The 17,378-nt window shown below is 66.3% G+C and carries 16 protein-coding genes and 1 tRNA gene; 10 read left to right on the plus strand and 7 right to left on the minus strand.

Going from position 1 to position 17,378, the window contains the following annotated elements; translation table 11 throughout:
* Entirely contained in the window at positions 1–594 is a 594-nt protein-coding gene (gene recR, locus AB0O89_RS07310) for a recombination mediator RecR (protein WP_363495677.1), read from the plus strand.
* A gap of 9 nt (positions 595–603) precedes the next feature.
* On the opposite strand, the gene AB0O89_RS07315 is transcribed toward recR, so the two are convergent.
* Positions 604–1,095 (minus strand): hypothetical protein, encoded by a 492-nt coding sequence (locus AB0O89_RS07315; RefSeq protein WP_363495680.1) that lies wholly within the window; start codon positions 1,093–1,095, stop codon positions 604–606.
* 111 nt (positions 1,096–1,206) lie between these two features.
* Between AB0O89_RS07315 and AB0O89_RS07320 the strand changes: the two genes are divergently transcribed.
* The 4 genes from AB0O89_RS07320 (at position 1,207) to AB0O89_RS07335 (ending at position 5,903) form a co-directional block, all read left to right on the plus strand.
* On the plus strand, positions 1,207–2,493 hold the full coding sequence (locus tag AB0O89_RS07320; RefSeq protein WP_292710192.1) for an aspartate kinase: 1,287 nt from the start codon (positions 1,207–1,209) through the stop codon (positions 2,491–2,493).
* Between the two features lie 125 nt (positions 2,494–2,618).
* Positions 2,619–3,689, plus strand: coding sequence for an aspartate-semialdehyde dehydrogenase (locus tag AB0O89_RS07325; RefSeq protein ID WP_300592158.1), 1,071 nt, complete (start codon positions 2,619–2,621; stop codon positions 3,687–3,689).
* Between the two features lie 52 nt (positions 3,690–3,741).
* Entirely contained in the window at positions 3,742–5,217 is a 1,476-nt protein-coding gene (locus AB0O89_RS07330; RefSeq protein ID WP_363495683.1) for a malate:quinone oxidoreductase, read from the plus strand.
* Positions 5,218–5,249: 32 nt separating this feature from the next.
* Positions 5,250–5,903: a thymidine kinase gene (locus tag AB0O89_RS07335; protein ID WP_363495686.1), complete on the plus strand. Its 654-nt coding sequence runs from the start codon at positions 5,250–5,252 to the stop codon at positions 5,901–5,903.
* Positions 5,904–5,924: 21 nt separating this feature from the next.
* Here AB0O89_RS07335 and AB0O89_RS07340 read toward each other — a convergent pair whose 3' ends face one another.
* Entirely contained in the window at positions 5,925–6,767 is an 843-nt protein-coding gene (locus AB0O89_RS07340) for a DUF1295 domain-containing protein (protein ID WP_300591104.1), read from the minus strand.
* 104 nt (positions 6,768–6,871) lie between these two features.
* On the opposite strand from AB0O89_RS07340, the gene AB0O89_RS07345 reads away from it, so the two are divergent.
* Positions 6,872–7,579: an FCD domain-containing protein gene (locus tag AB0O89_RS07345; protein WP_300591103.1), complete on the plus strand. Its 708-nt coding sequence runs from the start codon at positions 6,872–6,874 to the stop codon at positions 7,577–7,579.
* On the opposite strand, the gene AB0O89_RS07350 is transcribed toward AB0O89_RS07345, so the two are convergent.
* The 4 genes from AB0O89_RS07350 to AB0O89_RS07365 form a co-directional block, all read right to left on the minus strand.
* Complete coding sequence (locus tag AB0O89_RS07350) at positions 7,560–8,336, minus strand: HAD-IIB family hydrolase (protein WP_363495689.1); 777 nt, start codon at positions 8,334–8,336, stop codon at positions 7,560–7,562. The two genes, AB0O89_RS07345 and AB0O89_RS07350, sit on opposite strands and share 20 nt — an antisense overlap.
* An 89-nt stretch (positions 8,337–8,425) precedes the next feature.
* Positions 8,426–8,499: transfer RNA gene (locus AB0O89_RS07355), tRNA-Pro, on the minus strand.
* A 24-nt stretch (positions 8,500–8,523) separates the two neighbouring features.
* On the minus strand, positions 8,524–9,480 hold the full coding sequence (locus AB0O89_RS07360) for a metallophosphoesterase (protein ID WP_363495692.1): 957 nt from the start codon (positions 9,478–9,480) through the stop codon (positions 8,524–8,526).
* On the minus strand, positions 9,477–12,089 hold the full coding sequence (locus AB0O89_RS07365; protein ID WP_363495696.1) for a transglycosylase domain-containing protein: 2,613 nt from the start codon (positions 12,087–12,089) through the stop codon (positions 9,477–9,479). Before AB0O89_RS07365 ends, AB0O89_RS07360 begins: the two co-directional genes overlap by 4 nt.
* 119 nt (positions 12,090–12,208) lie before the next feature.
* On the opposite strand from AB0O89_RS07365, the gene AB0O89_RS07370 reads away from it, so the two are divergent.
* The gene (locus AB0O89_RS07370; RefSeq protein ID WP_228178003.1) at positions 12,209–12,421 is read left to right on the plus strand and encodes a DUF4177 domain-containing protein; all 213 of its coding nucleotides are present in this window, start codon (positions 12,209–12,211) and stop codon (positions 12,419–12,421) included.
* Positions 12,422–12,425: 4 nt separating this feature from the next.
* Positions 12,426–12,893 (plus strand): RidA family protein, encoded by a 468-nt coding sequence (locus AB0O89_RS07375; RefSeq protein ID WP_300592760.1) that lies wholly within the window; start codon positions 12,426–12,428, stop codon positions 12,891–12,893.
* Positions 12,894–13,009: 116 nt separating this feature from the next.
* Here AB0O89_RS07375 and acs read toward each other — a convergent pair whose 3' ends face one another.
* A complete protein-coding gene (gene acs, locus AB0O89_RS07380) occupies positions 13,010–14,974 on the minus strand; it encodes an acetate--CoA ligase (protein ID WP_363495700.1) in 1,965 nt (654 codons plus the stop codon).
* Between the two features lie 386 nt (positions 14,975–15,360).
* Between acs and AB0O89_RS07385 the strand changes: the two genes are divergently transcribed.
* Positions 15,361–16,389, plus strand: coding sequence for a TadA family conjugal transfer-associated ATPase (locus AB0O89_RS07385; RefSeq protein WP_363495703.1), 1,029 nt, complete (start codon positions 15,361–15,363; stop codon positions 16,387–16,389).
* Complete coding sequence (locus tag AB0O89_RS07390; protein ID WP_363495706.1) at positions 16,386–17,336, plus strand: type II secretion system F family protein; 951 nt, start codon at positions 16,386–16,388, stop codon at positions 17,334–17,336. Before AB0O89_RS07385 ends, AB0O89_RS07390 begins: the two co-directional genes overlap by 4 nt.
* Positions 17,337–17,378: the final 42 nt, after the last annotated feature.

The following is a 17,378-nucleotide window of genomic DNA, read 5'->3' on the forward strand; positions in this document are numbered from 1 at the left end:
ATGTACGACGGCATCGTCCAAGACCTGATCGACGAGTTCGGTCGGCTTCCCGGTATCGGTCCGAAGTCGGCCCAGCGGATCGCTTTCCACATCCTGCAGACTCCGTCATTTGACGTGTCGCGCCTGTCGCAACTGCTCGCCGAGGTGCGCGAGAAGGTTCGATTCTGTGAGATCTGCGGCAACGTGTCCGAGCAGGATCGCTGTAGCATCTGCCGCGACCCGCGCCGTAACCAGACACTGATCTGCGTGGTCGAGGATGCGAAGGATGTCGCGGCCATTGAGCGTACGCGCGAGTTCCGTGGGCTGTACCACGTCCTCGGCGGCGCGATCAGCCCGATCGCGGGTGTCGGCCCCGATGACCTGCGCATTACGCCGCTCATGCAGCGCCTGGCCGACGGCGCCGTTCAGGAAGTCATCCTTGCCACGAACCCCAACCTCGAAGGTGAGGCCACCGCGACCTATCTGTCGCGCCTGCTGACCTCCCTGCAGATCACGGTGACCAGGCTTGCCTCGGGACTGCCGGTGGGTGGCGACCTCGAATACGCCGACGAGGTCACCCTCGGGCGTGCCTTCGAGGGCCGCCGCTCGGTCTGACCTCTGCCTTTAGCGCAGGATCTCGACCAGCACGACCCAGGACACGACGAGCGCGACGACAATCGCCAGCAGGGCTCCGGCGGCAAGCCACACCAGGCCCGCCGGTGCGCCGGCGAGGAGGAGGATGCCGCCCACCGTGTAGGCGGCCAACGGCGCGAATCCGACTGCCGACTTCACTCCACGGAGCCGATTGGTGGGACGCCGGTCGGCGATGACGCTCCGTGCCGCGACGACCTGGAATGCGGCGGCGATTGCCGTGGCCGCGACAACGACCGCCCCGTAACCAAGGGGGGACACGGACGGGATGAGGCCGGTCATCGTCGCGACGATGGCCAACACCAGAGTGGCAACCGCAGCGCCGAGTCGAGCCGTGAGGGACTTCTCCTTCACGATGTCGACGATGTTGACGCTCGCCGCCACGATCACCAAGCCCGCGAGGGCGGCGGTGGCTCCGGCCATGGCGACATTGAAGTCGCTCCAGGATTCGATGACCTCGCCCATGAGGGCAGGCTACCCGAGCCGTGCGGAGACACATGACCTGGTAGGCATGGAGCCTTCTTTAGAATGGGACGCTGGGTTCGGCATCCGAGCCTGTCATCCCGGGAGTTGCATGTGGCGCTGATCGTCCAGAAGTACGGCGGGTCGTCGGTCGCCGACGCCGAGAGCATCAAGCGCGTCGCCAAACGGATCGTCGATACACGTCGTGCCGGTCACGACGTGGTCGTCGCGGTGAGCGCGATGGGAGACACGACCGACGAGCTTCTCGACCTCGCGGGTCAGGTTGCACCGATTCCTGCGCCCCGGGAACTCGACATGTTGCTCTCCAGTGGTGAGCGGATCTCGATGGCGTTGCTGGCAATGGCGATCTCATCGATGGGTTTCGAGGCGCGCTCGTTCACCGGCAGCCAGGCGGGGATGATCACGGATGCCACGCACGGCGCCGCCCGCATTGTCGATGTCACCCCCATTCGACTCCGCGAGGCTCTCGATGAGGGCGCAATCGTGATTGTCGCCGGCTTCCAGGGCTTCAACCGGGACACCCGTGACATCACGACCCTCGGCCGCGGTGGCTCCGACACGACGGCTGTGGCGCTCGCCGCGGCCCTCGAAGCCGACGTGTGCGAGATCTACAGCGACGTGGACGGGATCTTCACCGCCGACCCGCGCGTGGTGCCGATGGCACGCAAGCTCGATGTCGTCTCCAGCGAAGAGATGCTGGAGCTTGCCGCCAATGGCGCGAAGGTGCTCTACATTCGCGCCGTCGAATATGCTCGCCGTCACGGCGTCCTCATCCATGCCCGCTCGACGTTCAGCTCGAGCGAGGGCACCTATGTTCTGGGTCCGGGTCAGTCCCGTCCCGATGCTCCGGAGGGAGTCACTATGGAAGAACCCATCGTCGCAGGGGTCGCCACCGACCTCGGTCAGGCGAAGATCACGGTCATCGGGGTGCCGGATGTTCCGGGCAAGGCCGCCGAGATCTTCAAGATCGTCGCCAAGTCGGGCGCGAACGTCGACATGATCGTGCAGAACGTGTCGGCCGCAACCACCGGCCGCACCGATATCTCCTTCACGCTCCCCAAGCAGGATGCCGCACCTGCCCTGAAGGCGCTGGCCGCCGACCAGAGCGAGGTCGGGTTCGAGAGTCTCGTGCACGACGACCAGGTCGGCAAGCTCTCGGTGGTCGGCGCCGGGATGCGCACGCACTCGGGTGTGTCGGCAACGCTCTTCGAGGCACTGAGCGTCGCAGGCATCAACATCGAGATGATCTCGACCTCCGAGATCCGGATCTCGGTCGTGCTCCGCGGTTCTGACATCGCAGAGGCGGCTCGCGTCGTGCACACCGCCTACGGGCTGGATGCCGACAGTGCTGCGACCGTCTACGCCGGCACCGGCCGCTAAACTCTCTGAAACCCCGCAGTCGCACGATCCGCGACTCGCACCCCAGCAGCTCCCCTGTCACAGACGGCGATCCACGTCCGCTTTACGCATCATTCTGTGACAGCGGAACGGACCGAGGAACGACCATGACCCGCATCTCCGATTCAGGACTCTCCGTCGCCGTCGTCGGCGCCACCGGCCAGGTCGGCACCGTCATGCGCGAGATTCTCGCGGAGCGTTCGTTCCCGATCGGTGAGTTGCGGCTGTTCGCCACCGCTCGCTCTGCCGGCAGCGCTGTCGAGTTCGGCGGGCACACCGTCATCATCGAGGATGTCGCCACCGCTAACCCGGCCGGCATCGACATCGCACTGTTTTCTGCCGGGGCAACCGGTAGCCGCGCCCACGCGCCGCGCTTCGCGGCTGCTGGCGCCACCGTGATCGACAACTCCAGTGCCTGGCGGATGGATCCCGAGGTTCCCCTGGTCGTCAGCGAGGTCAACCCGCACGCGATCGACCAGGCGGTCAAGGGCATCATCGCCAACCCGAACTGCACGACGATGGCCGCGATGCCGGTGCTGAAGGTGTTGGATGCCGAAGCCGGGCTCGAGCGCCTCATCGTCTCGACGTACCAGGCAGTCAGCGGCTCGGGCCTTGCCGGCGCGCAGGAACTGCTCGGCCAGGTCGAGGGTGTGCTTGCCCAGGGTGACACGCTCCGCCTCGTGCACGACGGGTCGGCAGTCGACTTCCCCGAGCCTGAGAAGTATGTTGCGCCCATCGCGTTCGACGTCATCCCCTTCGCCGGCAACCTCGTCGACGACGGACTGAACGAGACCGACGAAGAGAAGAAGCTCCGCAACGAGAGCCGCAAGATCCTCGAGCTTCCTGACCTTCGCGTCGCCGGAACCTGCGTGCGCGTCCCTGTGTTCACGGGTCATTCGCTCAGCATCAACGCCGAGTTCGCGCGTGAGATCACGCCCGAGCGCGCGCGGGAGATCCTCGCCGATGCTCCGGGCGTTCGTCTCGACGAGGTGCCGACCCCGCTGCAGGCTGCGGGCAAGGACCCGAGTTTTGTGGGACGCATCCGCGCCGACCAGTCGGCCCCCGAGGGGAAGGGACTCGCGCTGTTCATCAGCAACGACAACCTCCGCAAGGGTGCGGCGCTCAACGCCGTGCAGATCGCTGAGCTGGTCGCGGCGCGTCTGGGTGCACAGGTCTGATCCGGATCTCTCGACGTCGAGACATCGTCCCAGCCGCCCGTAGACTTGACCGGTGACCGAACCCGTCGACGTCCTGCTGATCGGTGGCGGTGTGATGAGCGCCACCCTGGGCACCTTCATCTCTGAACTCCAACCCGACTGGACCATCGAGGTCTATGAGCGGCTGGGCGATGTCGCCCTGGAAAGCTCAAACGCCTGGAACAACGCCGGTACGGGGCATGCCGCCCTGTGCGAGCTGAACTACATGCCGGCGGCAGCCGACGGCAGTGTGGACCCAGCCAAGGCGATCTCGATCAACGAGCAGTTCCAGCTGAGCCGCCAGTTCTGGGCGTCGCTGGTCGAGCGCGGCATCCTGGACGAGCCGTCGACGTTCATCAACTCGACGCCCCACATGACGTTCGTGCGCGGCGAGAAGGATGTCGCCTACCTCAAGCGTCGCTATGAGGCGCTGAAGACGCAGCCGCTGTTCGCCGGGATCGAATACAGCGAAGACTCCCGCGTGATCAACCAGTGGGCACCGCTGCTGATGCAGAAGCGTCTCGCGAGCGATGAGCCCTTTGCGGCGACCCGTGTTCCCGCGGGTACGGATGTCGACTTCGGTGCCCTCACCAGACAGCTGTTCGACAACCTGAAGCAGCATGGTGGTCGGGTCGTGACCGACCGCCAGGTGACGGGACTGAAGAAGCTGAAGGACGGCACCTGGGAGGTGTCGTGGCGCAACCAGGTCGGTCGCACTCCCGGCAAGACGCGGGCACGCTTCGTGTTCGTCGGTGCCGGCGGGTGGGCGATCAAGCTTCTGCAGAAGTCCGGCATCCCCGAGATCAAGGGATACGGCGTCTTCCCGATCGGTGGGCAATGGCTCAAGACCAGCAACCCGGCCCTTGTCGCCCAGCACCGTGCGAAGGTCTACTCGCAGGCATCCGTCGGTGCGCCGCCCATGTCGGTGCCGCACCTGGACACTCGCGTCGTCGACGGCGAGACCTCGCTGCTGTTCGGTCCGTTCGCGACGTTCAGCCCCAAGTTCCTCAAGCGTGGCTCGATCTTCGACATCATCGCCCAGGTGCGCCCCGGCAACCTGTGGCCGATGCTCAAGGTCGCGATCGACAACCCGAGCCTCATCCGGTACCTCATCGGCGAGCTGTTGAAGAACAAGAAGCGCAAGGTCGATAGCCTTCGCACGTTCATGCCGACGGCGAAGGACGAGGACTGGATGCTCCTCAACGCCGGTCAGCGCGCACAGGTGATGAAGAAAGACCCGAAGAAGGGTGGGGTGCTGCAGTTCGGCACCGAGGTCGTGAGTTCGGCTGACGGCACGATCGCCGGCCTCCTCGGTGCGTCGCCGGGCGCCTCGACGGCAGTGTCGATCATGCTCAACATCCTGAAGACGAGCTTTCCCGACCGCATCGGCGACTGGGAGGGGACGCTCCGCGAGCTCATCCCGAGCTACGGCACGCACCTGAACGGCAACCCGGATGCCGCGCAGCAGAGCCTCGCTGAGACCGCGAGTGTTCTCGCGCTGAAGGCGTGACGCTCGCCCTGTCGCTGAGCTGAGATCCGATCGTGGCAAAGCTGTACTTCCGGTACGGAGCGATGAACTCCGGAAAGTCCACGGCCCTGCTGCAGGCCGCGTACAACTATGAGGAGCGCGGTCAGCACGTGCTGCTGGCCAAGCCCGCGATCGATACGAAAGAAGCCGATCACATCTCGAGCCGGCTCGGTGTGACGCGTCCCGTGGACTTCCTCATCCCGCCGGTCGCCGACCTCCGTGCGTTGTTCGCGCATCACCGTGAACGGTTAGTCCGCCGCGAGAACGAAGCGCTCGTTCCCGAAGCCGAAGAGCGGCGACCGGATGTCGCGTGCCTCCTCATCGACGAGGCGCAGTTTCTGACTCCCGAGCAGGTCGACGATCTGCTGCGGATCGTGGTGCTCGATGGTGTTCCGGTGCTCGCGTACGGCATCCGCACTGATTTTCGCACCCACGCGTTCCCGGGATCCCGGCGTTTGCTCGAACTTGCCCACTCGCTCGAGGAACTCAAGACAATCTGCCGCTGCGGACGTAAGGCGATCTTCAACGCGCGCCTGGTGGGCGGCAGGTTCGTCTTCGACGGCGATCAGGTCGCAATCGACGAGCTCTCGACCGACCGCGTCACGTACGAGTCGATGTGTGCCGAGTGCTACCTGCGTGAGTCTGGCGGGCGCATCGACGGTCGCTGAGTCCCTCGGCCCGCGAGGGCCTCAGGCGTTGGCCTCAGCAGGCCGCTGACGCGGCGGCAGCGGTACCAGCATCGAGGTCGCCCGCTGGTACTGCGCGTATGCCGGGTACTTGGATGCCGAGATCGACTCCGTGAACACGGTGGAGCCGATGAACAGCACGGTCAGCAGCGCGGCGCCGATGACCGTCCAGTTGATCACACCGCCCCAGACTCCCGCGCCAGCGGCGACCGCGGCAGTGGCGCCGAGCGCATAGAACGCCCACCACTGCGCCTGCTCGAAGAAGAAGTTCGGATGCCGGCTGTAGCGCCAGAGTCCGGTCGTGAGGAATCCGGGCTCCAGGGTCCCTCCCGCGGACTGCTTCGCCTTGTGGAAGTCCCACTGCTGCTGGTCGGCAACGAACTCGCCCACCAGGAACAGGGCGAACAGCACAGCGAAGGCTGCATCCCAGCCGGTGAACGGCGTGGGGTTCTGCCACGCGATGAGGGCCGGGAGTGAGATCAGTACGAGGAGGGCGTTCTGGTAGAGCACGATGAAGAACACGTTGAAGAGCTGGAACTGCGCGGGAGTCATCCGGGCCCGCAGGATCGCCCACCGGTAGTCCTCCATCCCGGTGTATCCGCCCTTGCGCGCGAAGTTGAACGTCAAGCGCGCACCCCAGGCCGTGACGAGAACCGCCATCACCACAAGCCGCGTCGCCTCTTCGCCTGCCACGAGCGCGGCAATCGCAAACACCCACACGTAGACCGCCGGCACAACCGACCACAGCCGGTCGACCCACGACGTGTCTTTCGTGATGATCGACGCGACCCAGCAGAACAGTGACACAGCGGCAGCGATGCCGATGACGATGAGCAGGGGATCCATGCCCCCACGCTAGCGTCGGCTCCGGGGTTTTGCGTGGTCATCCCGCGTGCGCGTTTGGCGGTGGTCAGACCACTGGGTAGCCTGAGGCAGACGAAGGAGTGCCTGTGACGGATGCCCCGGCCAAGGCCTGGCGGATCGTGCTGGATCGGATCGAGAGCGATCTGATGAGCGGAGAACTCGGTCCCGGCGACCGCCTGCCCCCCGAACGCGAGTTGGCGACGACCCTGGGTGTCGGCAGGTCGAGTGTTCGCGAGGCGCTACGGGTGCTGGAGGTCATGGGCCTGATACGCACGGGCACGGGCTCCGGCCCGACTGCCGGTGCGATCATCATCGGCACGCCGTCGGGCGGCATGTCGGCCCTCCTGCGGCTGCAGCTGGCAGCGCAGAGCTTCGCGGTCGAGGATGTCGTGCAGACCCGTATCGCTCTCGAGTCGGCCGTCGTCGCTGATCTGGCTGCCGCAGAGTCCCCCGATCTCGTCGATGTTCAGCGGGTGCTGGGGGCGATGGATGACCCGTCGCTGAGCCCGGCGGAGTTCGTTGCCTTCGATGCGCAGCTACACCTGGCGCTGGCCGAAGCCGCTGGAAACGGCGTCACGGTGGCGATGATGGGGGGCCTACGCGACGCCATCGAGGGCTACGTGGCGCGCGGCATCCGTCGAATCGCCGACTGGGATGACGCGGCCGCACGCCTGCGCCACGAGCATCACCGGATCGTCGAGCTCATCGGCGAGGGTGAGGCCGATGGTGCGCGCGCGGCCGTGACCGACCACATCCGTGGCTATTACGCGACGGTCACCTCTCCGACGGAGTAGGCAACGTCGGGATGAACGCCTCGAGGAACTCGGCGGTGTCTTCCCACCCCTCAACGGCCTGGCAGGTGACACCGATCGCGAGGACCGGGTAGTCGTTGCCGTCCGGGTCGAGACGGTCGCCGACGAAGAGCATGTCATCGAGGGGGATGCCGGTCTGTTCGGCGAGCTGGCGCATCCCGTACGCCTTGTCGATCCCGCGCGCGGTGATGTCCACCGAGGTCGATCCGCCGGAGCGCACCTCGAGGTCGGGTACCCGAGCGGCAACGGCCTCGCGGAGCCGGTTCTTCTTCTCTCCCGTGGGATCCCAGGCCATCTTGACGTCGACGGGAGCCTGCTGCCCGAGGGCTGAGAACGTGATCTGTGAGCCGCGATCTTCGAGGATGTCTCCCCAGGTCTCCGACTCCCACAGGCCTAGGCGCTTGGCCTCGTCTTCGACGGCAGCGAGTGCCCGCTGCTTCTCATCGTCGGTGAGCGAGTGCGCGTAGATGGTGTCGATACCGTCAGTGTTCAGCCGGTAGTACTGCGTGCCGCATGTGGGGAGCAGGTGTAGCCGCGAGAGCGTGTCAGCCGACGTCTCGGGCAGGCGGTCAACGACCTGCATTGTGAACTGGGCGAGCTGTCCGCCCGAGATAATAGCGACCTCGACGCGCTCGGCAAGAGCGACGAGCAGATCGCCCATCCGTGGGTCGATCGCGCTCTTGGAGGGAGCCAGCGTGTCATCCAGATCGAACGCAACCAGGCGGGGAGGGGTGGCCATCAGGATCCTTCCGGGAGGGGCGACGACACCGTCAGGTCTTGATTGTTGTGATCTTGCTCGATGGTCGGGGTGCGACCGATGACACATTGTCGGGGTGACAGGATTTGAACCTGCGGCCTCGTCGTCCCGAACGACGCGCGCTACCAAGCTGCGCCACACCCCGTGGCAACCGTTCGAGTCTACCCGATCAGGGTGCACCGCCCGAACCGCCGTCGGTATCCGCGGTGAGAGTGATCAGCGAGACCTCCGGCCGGCAGGCGAAGCGCACCGGCGCGTAGATCGAATGACCGACGCCGGCGCTGACGTTCAGCGGTACCGAGCGTCCGTCGTTGGTCCAGGCGCTTAGCCCCCGGGCCTGATCGAGCGGGATGTCGCAGTTGGCCACCAGGGCGCCGAATCCCGGCATCCGTACCTGGCCGCCGTGGGTGTGTCCCGCGAAGATCATGTCGGCGCCGAGCCCCGTGAAGGAATCGAGCACACGACGGTAAGGCGCGTGGCTGACGCCGATCGTGAGCTCGGGAGATTGCGCCTTCAGGTCGGCCACGAGCGGTGGGAGGACATCGAGGCGGTCCCAGTGCCGGTGGGCATCGCTGACGCCGAAGGCTGCGATGGCGTGCCCGTCCACGGCGAAGGATGCGGCGGCATTGTTCAGCTCGTGCCAGCCGAGCGTGCTCTGCAGGTAGTCGTCGAGCGCTCCGACATCCAGGCGGTCGGGCCTCGGTATCGACGTTGAGGGGCCCGAGAAATAACGCAGCGGGTTGCGGGGGAGCGGGGCGTCGTGATCGTTCGATCCGTGCACGTAGACGCCCGGGATGCCGCGCAGCGGGTCGAGCGCGGCGCGAACGCCGGTCAGCCCTTCCGCGTGGCCGAGGTTGTCGCCGGTGTTCACGACGAGGTCAGGGCGGAGTTCGTCGGCAAGCCCCGCGAGCCAGCGCTGCTTGCGGCGCTGCCACGGTGCCATGTGGATGTCGGAGAGGTGCAGGATTCGAAGCGGAGCGGAGCCTGCGGGCAAGATGCGCACCTCATGATGGCGCACCGTGTAGAGGTAGCGTTCGACCCCCATGCCCCAGATGGCGGTGCCGACGCCGACCGCCCCCACGACCCCGAAGGTCGTGAGGGCGGCGCGTCCGAGCGCTGAACTCACGGGCTCGGTGCCGGTGCGGGCGGTGCCGAGCAGGTCACGGTGATGTTTACGGTCGATCCGCGCCCTACGACGGATCCCTCGCCCGGGTTCGTTCCCGTCGCCTTCGCGGTAGAGCCTGGGGTCGGGCAGCTTCCGGCAGTGCTGTTGAGTCCCGCGCCCGCGAGGCGTGACTGAGCCTCGCTGATGCTCAAGCCCGATACTCCGGGGACCGCCACGCCCTGACCGTTGCTGGGACGAAGCGTGACGACGGTGCCGCCCGCGACCTTTCCTGCGCCGGGATCCTGCTGTGCGACGATTCCGGAACCCTCGGTCGAGTCGACGGGGTCTCCCACGACGACTTCGAATCCGGCATCCTCGAGCGTCTTGGTCGCTGCCTCGACGCTCTGGCCGACCACGTTCGGCAGGTCGTACAGGACGGTCTTGGTGAGGTTCGGGTCGGGTGCGGGGAACCCGTCTCCGCCGTAGAGGGCATCAGCGGCCCGCAAGATGGGCTTTGCTACGGAGTGCCTCGTGTAGAGGTGGTTCCACGGCCAGCGGCTGACGTCGGCGTCGCCGACGGAGTTGCCGACCCAGACGGCGGTCGTGACATTCGTGCTCGACCCGACAAGCCACGTCTGCTTCGCCTCGTGCGTACCGGTCTTGCCGAGGATCGGCGTGCCGTCATACGGGTTTGATGCGCGGCCCGAACCGTTGGTCATAACCCCTTGCAGTGCGTAGGCGGCTGTCGCGGCGATGTTCGGCTCCAGCACCTGGGTGCACGACGCGGCCGGCAGCGCTACCTCGTTGCCGTTGGCATCAGTGATGCGGTCGATTGCCTTCGGCGTGCAGTAAACACCGTTGTTTGCAATCGTCGCGTACGCTGCGGCGACGTCGATCGGCGCAATGTTGTTCGAGCCGAGCACCTGGAACGGCACACGCACTTCGACAGGGCTCCCGTCTCCGCGTACGACACCCATCTTCGCGGCGGTCTTCTCGATGCCGCAGAGATCGAGCTTCGAGGCCATCGCCAGGAATCCGGTGTTGAGCGAGTCTGCGGTGAAGCGCATGGGCGTTCCTACGTAGCCGGAACCCTTCGCGAAGTTGTTGATCAGTGTCGTGTTGTTGGTGATGTCGCCGAAGCAGCTGTTGCGGAAGGTCTTGAAGACCTGCACATTGCCGTTCAGGACCTCGTTGACTGAGTGACCCTCTTGCAGCCACTCCAAAAGGGTGAAGACCTTGAATGTCGATCCACCCTCGAACCCGGTGGAACCGCCGTACTTGAGGTTTCCCGCGTAGACCAGGGATGAGTAGTTCGGGTCGTCGGTGATCGTCTCGCTGAAGTTCGTGTTCTGCGTGATCTCGAGGATGCGGCCGGTCTTGGTCTCGATGCTTGTGGTCGCAGCGCCAAGGCGCCCCGTCTCGGCGCTGGTATAGCCCTCGATCGAGGTCTGCACGTTCTCCGTCATCGCCTGTTCGGCTGCTGCCTGGAGGCGTCGGTCGATCGTCAGGTAGACGTTGAGGCCGCCCTGCTTGAGCAGCTTCGTTCGCTCCTCCTTCGTTGCACCGAAGGCGTCGTCGTTCTCCATGATTCCGCGCGCGTACTGGCAGAAGTACGCGGCCTTTCCAGGAACGACGCCGCAGCCGGTGCTTGCCGGAGTAATGTTCGGTGTGATCGGCTCGGCAACCGCGGCGTCGTACTCCTCTTGAGTGATCTTGCCGTCGGCGAGCATCCGGGTCAGCACGTAGGTCTGTCGGTCCTTGGTCAGCGAATAGCCGTCAGCAGCGCTGTTGATCGGATTGCCGTCCTTGTCGGTCCAGGACCCATCTGGCCGGTCGAGGCGGTACAGGTTCGGGGTCTGCACCATGCCGGCCAACGCCGCGGCCTGGCCGAGCGTCAGATCGGCGGGGCTCACGCCGAAGTAGTAATGCGCGGCGGCTCCAATTCCGTAGTTCTGGCCGCCGAAGTTCGCGATGTTGAGGTAGCCGAGCAGGATCTCGTCCTTCGAGTACTTCTGTTCGAGTGCGATCGCGTAGCGCATCTCTTGCAGCTTGCGCTGGTAGCCCTCGACGCCGCTCGCGACGGTCGCATCGTCGAAACATGCCTTCTTGGCGGCATCCTTCTCGTCCTGCGTCATGTCGGCGTTGTCGCCGGTGCCGACCTCGGCCTCGCACTTCTGGATGAGGATGTTCTTCACGTACTGCTGGCTGATGGATGACCCACCGCCCTGCTCGCCGCCGGAGATGACGGCGCGCGCGGTGCCGACGAGATCGACGCCGCCATGCGAGTAGAAGTTCTTGTCTTCGCTCGAGAGGATCGCGTCGTACATGACGGGCGCGATCTCATCGAAGGTCACCGGATCGCGGTTCTGGTCATAGAACTGCGTCATGACCTCGTACTCGCCCGTGTCGTAGTTCATCCAGTAGAAGGTCGTCGGCAGCATCAGCTCGTCGATCTCGAGCGCGCTGGGAAGATTGTCGAAAAGCGTGATCGCGCTGGATGCAGCGGCACCAGAAATGGCGATCGCCGGCGTCACGGTAGCGGCAACGAGGACCCCGGCGACGGCGCTGAGGCCGACCACACCGAGGAGGCCGCCGAGCACACCGCCAGCCGTTCGTTTCGTTTCAGGCATAGGCTTGATGCTAAGGGAGCTTCCTGTGCGAAGGCTCGACAGCTTCGCGCGCGCCCGCCAGGTCGAGGCCGCAGGGAGGCATCCGTTCCCTCGCCGTCACCGACCACCCGGGAGCCCCGATGATCACGTGGGAGTACATGACCACGCCGCTGCTGATCCACAACACCGCCGCGATCCTCAACAACTGGGGCAAGCAGGGGTGGGAACTCGTGCAGGTCGTGCCCGGTCCCGAGGGTGGCCTCGTCGGATACTTCAAGCGTCCTACCGGCGGGGGAGCAGCCAACGCCGGCCTCGATGCGGCAGCTGTTGCCGCCCAGCAGTTCGGAGAGTGACCCGATGAGCGTATCCACCCGCCTTGCAGAGCTCGGCATCGATCTTCCTCAGATCGCCCCACCCGTAGCCGCGTACATCCCCGCGAAGGTCCACGGCGACCTCGTCTACACCGCCGGTCAGCTCCCCTTCGTTTCGGGTGCGCTGCCGGCCACTGGCAAGGTCGGCGACGGCCACGGGCTCGTTCCGGCGTCGGATGCCGCATCCTACGCTCGACAGTCCGCGCTCAACGCGATCGCTGCCGCAGCCGCTGCAGCGGGCGGCGTGGACAAGCTCACCGGCGTGCTCAAGGTGACCGGCTTCGTGGCATCCGTTCCCGAGTTCACCGGGCAGCCCGGTGTCATCAACGGCGCGAGCGAACTGCTCGGCGAGGTCTTCGGCGACGCGGGCCGCCACGCGCGCTCAGCGGTCGGCGTTCCGGTGCTGCCGCTGGACAGCCCCGTCGAGGTCGAGGTCATCTTCACCCTCGCCTGAGCCTCGCGCTCGAGCGCAGGAGTTCTCCGCAGGGTAGGACCTTTCGCGTCTGAAACGTCCTACCTAGCGGATTTCTCCTACCTCGCGGATGCCGAGACTCAGCCCGGATGCCGAACTCAGCGCACCTGCGCGGAGATGACCGACATAACAGCGGTGTCGGCCAGGGTCGTGGTGTCGCCGACCTCGCGGCCCTCTGCCACATCGCGCAAGAGGCGACGCATGATCTTGCCCGACCGGGTCTTGGGTAGCTCGCCGACGATGTAGATGTCGCGGGGGCGGGCGATCGGGCCGATCTGTTCGGCAACCCAGCTGCGCAGCTGCGCCGCAAGACCCTCCGGGGAGTGCGTCTTGAGGAAGCTCTCTTTGAGGATGACGAACGCGACGACCGCCTGACCGGTGGTCTCATCGGATGCCCCGACCACTGCCGCCTCAGCCGTGGCCTCGTGCGCGACGAGGGCCGACTCGATCTCTGCCGTCGACAGCCGGTGACCCGAGACGTTCATGACGTCATCCACGCGGCCGAGCAGCCATACGTCGCCGTCCTCGTCCAGGCGCGCGCCGTCGCCTGCGAAGAAGTAGCCCTGATCGCGGAACTTCTCCCAGTAGGTTTCGACGAACCGCTCCGGGTCGCCCCAGATGCCGCGCAGCATGCTGGGCCACGGTTCGGTGAGCACCAGCAGCCCGCCGTTTCCGTTGCCGACGTGCTCGCCGGACTCATCGACGACATCCACACCGATTCCTGGCAGCGGAACCTGCGCGCTTCCGGGCTTCGCCTCGGTGACGCCGGGCAGCGCCGAGATCATGATCGCGCCAGTCTCGGTCTGCCACCACGTGTCGACGATTGGTGCGGCATCGCCACCGATGACCTCGCGGTACCACATCCACGCCTCGGGGTTGATCGGCTCACCCACCGAGCCGAGCAGACGGATGCTGGACAGATCGAACTTCTGCACCGCGGTGCGTCCGATCTTCATGAACGAACGGATCGCCGTGGGCGCGGTGTAGAGGATCGTCACGCCGTACTTCTCGACAAGCTCCCACCACCGAGCCGGATGCGGGCTGTCGGGTGTTCCCTCATACAGGACCTGCGTCGCGCCGTTGGCGAGCGGACCGTACGTGACGTAGCTGTGGCCGGTGATCCACCCGATGTCGGCGGTGCACCAATACACATCGGTCTCGGGGTGCAGGTCGTGGACGACGCGGTTCGTGAAGGCGGTCTGCGTCAGGTAGCCGCCCGAGGTGTGGAGGATCCCCTTCGGCTTCCCGGTGGTGCCGGAGGTGTAGAGGATGAAGAGGGGGTTCTCGGACGGGAAGGGCCTTGCCTCGTGGTCGGCGGATGCCGCAGGCACGGCGTTGTGCCACCAGATGTCCCTGCCCTCGGTCCATTCGACCGGGTTCTCGCCGCGGCGAACGACCAGCACGTGCTCGACGGTCTCTTGCTCCCCCGCTCCGCGGTCACTGAGGGCGGCGTCGACGGCTGACTTGAGCGCCGACACCTTGCCCTTGCGGTAGCCGCCGTCGGCGGTAATGACGACCTTGGCGCCGGCGTCGTCGATGCGCGCCCGCAGGCTGTCGGCTGAGAAACCGCCGAACACGACTGAGTGGACGGCGCCGATTCGCGCGACGGCGAGCATGGCGGCTACCGACTCGGGAATCATCGGCATGTAGATCGCTACCCGGTCGCCCGCGCTGACCCCGAGTCCCTCGAGGACGTTGGCGAGGCGCTTGACCTCGTCGGTCAACTCGGCGTAGGTGACGCGGCGCGTGTCGCCGGGCTCGCCCTCCCACAGCAGCGCTACCCGATCACCGTTGCCGGCTTCGACATGCCGGTCGAGGCAGTTGTAGGCGACGTTGAGCTTGCCATCCGCGAACCAGGTCGCGAACGGAGGATTCGACCAGTCGAGCACCTCAGTGAACGGCGTGTGCCAGTGCAGCTCGCGCGCCTGCTCTGCCCAGAACCCCTCGCGATCGTCAGCGGCGCGCTGGTACAGCTCGGCGCCACCGATCGCGTTCTCGGCGAACGCGGCGGACGGGGCAAATCGTCGGGTCTCGTTCAGCAGGTGGTCAATCTGACTGCTCATTCGGCTCGCTCCTTCGCGGGCTGGAGGGGTTCTCGAGATTCGTCTCGTCTCGAGAGCTAGCGAAAGGCTAGTCAGCACCGCACGGGCACACTACCTCCGGAAGTGGGGATGTAGATTCTCCACAACGGATTGTGACGGTCCCTTTCGTTGCGTATGCTTGTGCGCGGCCGAACATCTGATTCTGGCATCGCGGCACCGACCACCCCCGATAACGGTGTCGCACGGCGGCATCCCTCTCCCCCGATGGGATGCCGCCCTCTTTTGTGCTGAGGGCTTTTTCCTGTCGCCCGGGCAGCGTTCCTCCCCAGTTCGCCTGGTCGATGCGTTTACCCGCGCTCTCGCGCTGGCGCGTCGGCTGCGAGGAACCGGATGCCTACCGTCGAGGCATGCCTGACCTCTTCGTACCGCTTCCGCCGTCCGTCACCGGGCGCGCAGGAGGCGGTGCGCCCCGAGTGCGGGTGGGCGAGACTCTGCGCGGAGCCGAGTGGCTGCGTCATCCGTCACTGGATCTGCTGCGTCCCCACCTGGAGGACCCCGAGACCACTGACGTCTTCGTGAACGGACCAGCAGTGTTCGTCGACCGAGGGCAGGGGCCGCGTCGCGCGGCAGGCATCGAACTTGCCGATACCGACGCGCGGGATCTGGCAGTCTCCCTGATCGCGGCGGGTGGTCGGCACATCGACGAATCGCACCCCTGCGTTGACGTGAGGCTTGATGGCGGTGTGCGGGTGCACGCCGTCCTTCCTCCGGTCTCGGTCAGCGGGACGCTCGTGTCGATTCGCGTTCCACGCCTGGAATCGATCACGCTGGCTGAGCTCGGTCGGCGCGGCATGTTCGATGCCGACGTCGGCGACCGGCTGCGAGAGATCGTGGGCGCCCGAGAGAACGTGCTGGTCACGGGAGCTGCGGGGGCGGGAAAGACGACACTGCTGTCAGCTCTTCTGTCTGAGGCCGGGCGCGACGAACGCATCCTCACGATCGAGGATGTCGCCGAGTTGCGTCTCGAGCATCCTCACCACGTACGCCTCGAAGCGCGACAACCGAACCTTGAGGGGGCCGGCGGGATCAGCCTCGCTCGCCTCGTGCGCGAAGCGCTCCGGATGAGACCGGACCGACTCGTCGTAGGGGAGTGCCGCGGCGAGGAGATCCGCGAGCTGCTGTCGGCGCTCAATACCGGTCACGATGGTGGTGCCGGCACGGTGCACGCCAACAGCCTCGCCGATGTCCCAGCTCGGCTCGAGGCGCTCGGCGCGCTCGCGGGCCTCACCGACCACGCGCTCGCACGGCAGGTCACCAGTGCGATCGGCGTCGTCATCCACGTCACCCGCGATCGCGACGGCAGACGCCGCATTGGCGCGCTCGGTCACCCCACGCTCGGTCCGGACGGTCGTCTCCATATAGAGGAGGAGTTATGACGACCCGGGTAGCCGAGACAGTGCTCCGCATCGCGGTGCTCCTCGAGGCTGGGGTCACTCCGGCCCGTGCGTGGGATCATCTGGCCCGGCAAGGGGACGAGCAGGCGTCGCGCGTCGTCCATGCGGCTGCCGGTGGTACCCGGCTCGACAGCGCGATCGCTAGTTTGGCTGCCGAGCCCGCGCCAGAGCGACGCCGCAGATTCCGCCTCACGCGAGCCGATGCAGTGGGGGAGTCGGTCCAGGAACGCGAGCGACGGATGTGGCGAGAGGTGGCTGCTGCGTGGTCCATCGCGACGACGGTTGGGGCGCCGTTGGCGCCCGCGCTCCGTTCCTTCGCTGATGTGCTGCGGGATACCGCGGAGTCAGCCGATGAGATCCGGGTCGCCCTCGCCGAGCCGACGTCGACGGCGCGACTGCTGGGCTGGCTTCCGGCTGTCGGTATCGGTCTCGCATTCGCCCTCGGATTCGATCCCCTCGGAACCCTGCTGCGTGAGCCGGCAGGATGGGCATGCGCCGCGGTCGGCATCGGCCTGCTCATCGCGGGACGACGCTGGACATCGCGGCTGGCGCTCGCCGCTCACCGAGATGCCGCGATGCCGGGAATGGATGCCGACCTCACCGCGATAGCGCTCAGTGGCGGCGTGTCGGTGTCGCGGGCCAGAACGCTCGTTGACGCAGCGCGTGGCGAGGATGCCGACGATTCCGTGGCGGTCCGGGACACACTCCTCCTTTCCGAGGCGGCGGGAGTACCGGCCGTCGAGTTGCTGCGCTCGGCTGCTGCGCTGGACCGTCACCGTGCGCGGGTCGACGGGCGCCTGCGGGCAGCTCGCCTGTCGACGAAGCTGCTCCTGCCGCTCGGCATCTGCACGCTCCCTGCCTTCCTGTGCCTGGGCGTCGCGCCGATGTTCCTCAGCATCCTGCCGTCCGTGTCACTTCCACTTCCCTGACCGTGCCCATCCCCCGTGCCCACCGCCTCAACCGATTGGAGA

Source organism: Microbacterium sp. NPDC076895 (genome assembly GCF_040687115.1).
In the GTDB taxonomy this organism is placed as follows: Bacteria; Actinomycetota; Actinomycetes; order Actinomycetales; family Microbacteriaceae; genus Microbacterium.

Bases quoted from the DNA above. Each gene is read 5' to 3' on its own strand.
- AB0O89_RS07325 (WP_300592158.1), top strand. From the start codon at position 2,619: ATGACCCGCATCTCCGATTCAGGACTCTCCGTCGCCGTCGTCGGCGCC.
- AB0O89_RS07385 (WP_363495703.1), top strand. From the start codon at position 15,361: ATGCCTGACCTCTTCGTACCGCTTCCGCCGTCCGTCACCGGGCGCGCA.
- AB0O89_RS07390 (WP_363495706.1), top strand. From the start codon at position 16,386: ATGACGACCCGGGTAGCCGAGACAGTGCTCCGCATCGCGGTGCTCCTC.
- AB0O89_RS07370 (WP_228178003.1), top strand. From the start codon at position 12,209: ATGATCACGTGGGAGTACATGACCACGCCGCTGCTGATCCACAACACC.
- AB0O89_RS07350 (WP_363495689.1), bottom strand. From the start codon at position 8,336: ATGGCCACCCCTCCCCGCCTGGTTGCGTTCGATCTGGATGACACGCTG.
- acs (WP_363495700.1), bottom strand. From the start codon at position 14,974: ATGAGCAGTCAGATTGACCACCTGCTGAACGAGACCCGACGATTTGCC.
- AB0O89_RS07365 (WP_363495696.1), bottom strand. From the start codon at position 12,089: ATGCCTGAAACGAAACGAACGGCTGGCGGTGTGCTCGGCGGCCTCCTC.
- AB0O89_RS07375 (WP_300592760.1), top strand. From the start codon at position 12,426: ATGAGCGTATCCACCCGCCTTGCAGAGCTCGGCATCGATCTTCCTCAG.
- AB0O89_RS07315 (WP_363495680.1), bottom strand. From the start codon at position 1,095: ATGGGCGAGGTCATCGAATCCTGGAGCGACTTCAATGTCGCCATGGCC.
- AB0O89_RS07340 (WP_300591104.1), bottom strand. From the start codon at position 6,767: ATGGATCCCCTGCTCATCGTCATCGGCATCGCTGCCGCTGTGTCACTG.
- recR (WP_363495677.1), top strand. From the start codon at position 1: ATGTACGACGGCATCGTCCAAGACCTGATCGACGAGTTCGGTCGGCTT.